The sequence below is a fragment of the Paraburkholderia piptadeniae genome, assembly GCF_900007165.1.
In the GTDB taxonomy this organism is placed as follows: domain Bacteria; phylum Pseudomonadota; class Gammaproteobacteria; order Burkholderiales; family Burkholderiaceae; genus Paraburkholderia; species Paraburkholderia piptadeniae.
Map to the genome: position 1 here is coordinate 1 of NZ_CYGY02000063.1, position 4,935 is coordinate 4,935.

The 4,935-nt window shown below is 60.0% G+C and carries 5 protein-coding genes and 1 pseudogene; 4 read left to right on the forward strand and 2 right to left on the reverse strand.

Annotated elements, in window-relative coordinates:
* On the forward strand, positions 1-270 hold a 270-nt coding region (locus BN2476_RS30070), incomplete at its 5' end, for an AMP-binding enzyme (protein ID WP_438942911.1).
* 184 nt (positions 271-454) lie between these two features.
* Complete coding sequence (locus BN2476_RS30075) at positions 455-664, forward strand: twin transmembrane helix small protein (RefSeq protein WP_087737947.1); 210 nt, start codon at positions 455-457, stop codon at positions 662-664.
* 76 nt (positions 665-740) lie between these two features.
* On the opposite strand, the gene BN2476_RS30080 is transcribed toward BN2476_RS30075, so the two are convergent.
* Positions 741-1,094: a hypothetical protein gene (locus BN2476_RS30080; protein WP_087737866.1), complete on the reverse strand. Its 354-nt coding sequence runs from the start codon at positions 1,092-1,094 to the stop codon at positions 741-743.
* Positions 1,095-1,415: 321 nt separating this feature from the next.
* On the opposite strand from BN2476_RS30080, the gene BN2476_RS30085 reads away from it, so the two are divergent.
* Both BN2476_RS30085 and BN2476_RS30095 read left to right on the forward strand, forming a co-directional pair.
* On the forward strand, positions 1,416-1,970 hold the full coding sequence (locus BN2476_RS30085) for a universal stress protein (protein WP_087737948.1): 555 nt from the start codon (positions 1,416-1,418) through the stop codon (positions 1,968-1,970).
* A 498-nt stretch (positions 1,971-2,468) separates the two neighbouring features.
* Positions 2,469-3,538: pseudogene (locus BN2476_RS30095) on the forward strand (IS110 family RNA-guided transposase).
* Positions 3,539-4,176: 638 nt separating this feature from the next.
* On the opposite strand, the gene BN2476_RS30100 reads toward BN2476_RS30095, so the two are convergent.
* Positions 4,177-4,899 carry a dioxygenase family protein gene (locus BN2476_RS30100; protein ID WP_235851023.1) on the reverse strand — a complete coding sequence of 241 codons (723 nt, stop codon included), beginning with the start codon at positions 4,897-4,899 and terminating at the stop codon, positions 4,177-4,179.
* Between the last annotated feature and the right edge of the window lie 36 nt (positions 4,900-4,935).

Below are 4,935 nucleotides of genomic sequence, written 5' to 3' on the forward strand. Positions count from 1 at the left end.
AAGGCCCTCCCGAACTCTAGGTTGCGCTCGAGCCCGGGCGTAGAGCCGACGCGTGAGATTGCGCAAGAGGTTTCGGACACTGTCTTTGCCAGGATCGGCGCCATCGCGAAGCCCTATCGGGTCGTCATCGTTCCCGGCATGCCCAAGACCTGGTCCGGTAAGATCATGCGACGCGTGCTTGCCGCCATCTCCAATGGCCAGGATCCCGGAGACGTGTCCACGCTGGCCAATCCGGAAGTCGTGGACATTATCACGCAACTCGTCCGGTAGGCTGGCTGGGCTGGCGCACACGACCGCATGTGTCCCGGCAAATCCAGCGCGACGGGTAGCTTGCACGCTTATCGACACTGTGGCATCACGTCGCGGCGCATGCTGATGTGCAGCGCCTAAAATGGTCGGCTATCTTGCGGCTTCAGGCATGGGCCGCCACTCAAAGTCCGATCAGAGGCCGTTCATGCACGTTCTCGTCCCCATCGCATTCATTCTGATTATCGCAAGCATGGTCTCGGCACTGTATTTCATGATGCACGATCGGGGTAAGACGCAACGGATGGTATGGTCGCTGGCGCCGCGTGTCGGGCTGTCGATTACGCTTTTCTTCTCGATCCTCGTTGCGAACTGGATCGGCTGGATCCACCCGACCGGGATCCCGTTTGGCCGCTAGAGCAGACTCCAGCAACCAGCGACAATACGTGAAGTCGGGCGTCGACATGAATTCCCGTATGAAGATCCCGTGCTGGCTATTCCCTCAGCGACGATGCCTGGATCCCCGCGACCTTGACGAGCGCGGCCAGTTTCGCCCGCTCGCGTGCCACATCAGCCCTCTCCCCCGCTGGCCAGTCGAGGACAACGCCATCGTCGAGCGACTGGCGTACCAGCGAAGAATAATCGGATTTGCTGACCGTCCCCGAGTTCATCACTTCTGCAATACTGCGCCTGAGATCCGGCGGAAAACTTGCATAGGATGCCGAGAGCGACGCGTACTGTCGCGCATCGATTTCCGCGGAGACATGAAGCGACGCCCAGGTCGCGACAGCGACAATCGCCATCAAGGGCACGACTGTGTAACTGAGAACAAACTTGACGGGCGTCATGATCGGTTGTTGTTGCAAAGACACTCGGGACGCGTGCTTGCCTGACCCGACACGCGTTCTAGCGCATGGGTACTGTCGATGAAAGCGGTCGGTGAAATGGTCCGCAAGCGATCCTGCATCTTGCGCGTAACTGGAAACTGGACAGCGGATCACGATACCGGAAGTTCGGCAACTGGCGCCGCGCCATTTTGCCGCACACGAAACAAACAGCCCGCAAAGCTTGCATCGGACTGACTATACTCGAAGAAGACGTTCCCGGTTCAGGCGGCTGGCTTTGAATGGAACGTCATGGCGTGTGAGCCTGGCCGCGGGGAGAAAGCCATGTTCAAGCATCTGCTTGTGCCGACCGACGGATCGACACTTTCGGAAGAGGCCATCCGGATGGGCGTATCGCTCGCCAGGGAGAATGGAGCCAAGGTCACCGCTGTCCACGTCATCCCGGAATTTCACGCTTTCGCGTACGGTCCGGAAATGCTCACGGATACCGAGGAGCACTTCCTTAAGGTCGCCAGGCAACACGCAGACGACTATCTTGGCACAGCGACGAAAGTCGCCACCGAGGCCGGAGTCGAATGCGGAGGGGTAGCGACCACGCGGGCTCACCCCTATGAGGCCATCATTAGCGTTGCCGCGCAGCGCAAGTGTGATCTCATCGTGATGGCATCCCACGGTCGTGGCGGTGTGCGCGCTTTGCTGTTAGGCAGTGAAACGCAAAAGGTCCTCACTCACAGCAATATTCCCGTGCTGGTCGTCCGGCCGTCCGCCTCTGCCGGGAAGAGTCACGGAGAAGAATCAGAACAATCCGGCACGTCATCCACCACTTCACACGACCTGCCGCTGTCGTTCATCATTGCGCGCGTTGCCAGCCGGGGTTAGCGCCCCACTCCGGTGACGGATCTGCGGGAACACTGACATCACAGCGCTGGACGCCGACCTCGGTGCGATGCGCGGGCGTGCCGTGCTGTCGCCTGCGCATCGCGCTGCAGGCGCGCAACCCCTCGATTCTCTGTCGGTGCATTCGCTGCGTGTCGCCCAGAGCATGTCATGCCGCGGTCAACGCGGCCGCGTCGACATCAGTACCGTGCGCTCATCCGTGTCATATCAGCGGCAGTTCCGGCTCATCTAGAACCGGTGGGTGAGAAAGAACGCCCGAGTTTGCTGAGCGGATGGGCCTCCAGCTTGACGATCACTGTCTTGCCGCCCGCAATATTGCGAAGGGGCATAGCAAAAACTTAGCGGTGCTGAGAGGCGACCAATTACCCCCGCTGACCGGAAAAGATAATTGAAAATCATCTAGCGGGCCTCCCACCGTCGCCGTGGAGGCGACGGGGTTAAAGTGAGTTCGCGAAACGCTTTAACCGAAAGGAGGCCACGATGAAATATTGCGGCATTGACCTGCATTCGAACAACAGCGTCATCAGTGTGATCGACGACGCGGATCGAGTGCTGGCGGAAAGGCGTCTGTCCACGACCTGACGAACATTCTGATGTTCCTTTCTCCGTGGCGCGAGGAGATAGCAGGCGTGGTAGTCGAATCGACGTTTTATGGACGCCTNNGGCGTCCATAAAACGTCCTATAGAAACATTTCTATAGAACGTACAACTGGTACTGGCTTGTTGACGGTCTCCAAGCAGCTGGTTTTACCGTACACCTTGCGAACACCACGGCGATCAAGAAGTATGACGGGCTCAAGCACAGCGGCGACGAAACCGACGCGCGCTACCTCGCGCACCTGCTCCGGCTGGGAATTCTGCCCACCGGCACCATCCTGCCGCCGCAACAGCGTGCGGTGCGCGATCTGGCCAGGAAGCGCCAGCAACTGGTGCGAAGCCGCAGCCAGCACATTCTCGCGGTCGAGAACATTACGGCGCGTCAGTACTGCAAGCGTATTACCTGCAACCAGGTCAAGCGACTAAACAACGAAGTCATTGGTCAAATGCCCCTGCCGGACGAAGTGGCTCTCGCGGTTCGGGCGAACGTGGCGGTGATCGCGACGCTTTCCGCCCAGATCGACGTCCTGGAAAAGCGTCTTCAGGAGAAAGTCGCGCCGAGTCCCGACTATGCACTGCTGACGACGGTGCCGGGTATCGGCCAGACGCTGGCGACGACGATCCTGCTGGAGACCGGCTCCATCGGGCGGTTCGCCAGCGCCGGCAATTTCGCCTCCTATGCACGCTGCGTCGACAGCCAGCGCACCAGTAACGGCAAAAAGAAAGGCGAAGGCAATACCAGGAACGGCAACAAATATCTGGCCTGGACGTTCGTCGAAGCCGCCAACCTCGCGTCGCGCTTTTGTCCCGAGGCAAAACGCTTCTATGAACGCAAGAAGGCCCGGACGAATGCCGTGGTTGCCGTCAAGGCTCTCGCACACAAGCTCGCACGTGCGTGCTTCCACATACTGAAGGACCGGAAACCATTTGACCCGACACGCTGCTTCTCGTAGAGCTTACGACGGCCACCGGCAAACCATCGCCAGCGAGTGGGTGTCCAGCCCGGATAATTGAATGGATGCCGCGCGGCCGTCCCCGACATGCAGGAAAGCGGATCGCCCGCAATGCGAGCCAGCCAGCGATTGGAGTCGACCTGTTCGGCAGCCCCATGATTGTTCACCTACCCATGGACGCATTGCGGTACCAACGTTCTTCCGGGGTGGCAAGGCCACCAGGGCGACTGGCAGGTTACCGCTGCTCGCTTGAACCTGATGGGTGTCTGGCGCGCTCCGTCGCAGCCATGAGTCGAAGAAACGGATGCGTTCGGCTACTGCGCAGCCGGGAATCAGCACTGGAAACCGACCGCCCAATGCGGCCATGGATTTGCATACTCACTTGACACCGGCCCGCTAATGGGTGTCGTTCGGCCGGACTTCACGCTTGACGCTCTACAACCAAGAGAATCAAGGGCGGCGGATCTTTGGCTGATAGAGCGGTTCTCCATGCTGCTCCCGGCGACCTGGCTTTTGTCATCGTCGCTACGGAGTCAACCCGGTTGGTGCCAAATAACACTTCCAGGATCAAGTCATCCCTTACTCTCGATACACCCCGGCTTCACAACCACTTGCGCTATGTGAGCGCGAGGACGAAATCAAACCGGGGCTGCCTTTAGCTCGCCGTCGTTGTCAATCGTCATCAATAGCCGCCGATCGAACAGGGAATCGCGAGCATTGCGCTGCTCGCCCGGAAAGTACAGTTGGGTGGTGAGGATCGGCCCGTTGGGCGGCCGCACCGTCACATGAATGTGTCGTGTGCGTCCCGGATATAGCCCCGGCACGATCGTCTCAAGGCGGTAGCGTCCCTCGCCGTCGGCGAATTGATGGCCGCGGAGCCGGAACCCCTCGACGTCGTACTCGCCGGCGTCATTGGCGTGCCAGAAATCGAGCAAAGCCCCGGGAACAGCGCTGCATTGCGTCGAATACACCCGTCCGGTCAGGACGATCTTCGTTCCCTTGATGCCCGGTTCGAGCAGCGATGCGCGTTGCGGCGAGTGCGGCAGGAAAAACGGACCTGCCGTCTGCTGCCGGGTCGGTTCGTGTTCGTCGGTGCAGCGGGCGTAGCTGAAACTGCGCCGGGCCGCCCATACGCATGTTCGAGGGCCAACAGCAGCAACGTGGACGGCACTGCAGCAGACCTGCGAAGAAAATCGCGCCGTCCCTGACTCACACTTCGTGTCCGCATCGTGGGCGATCCTTGCTTTCCGCGCGCTGGCTCCGTTAGCCGCAACGTTGTCGGCTCGGCACTGTGCGCAGCGCGGCACACCGATCCTATGCTGACCATGGTAAGCCGAAATGGCCGTGTTGTCGGCTGCCACTGAAAACGTAAACCGTGCCGGATGGGTGAAAAGCTA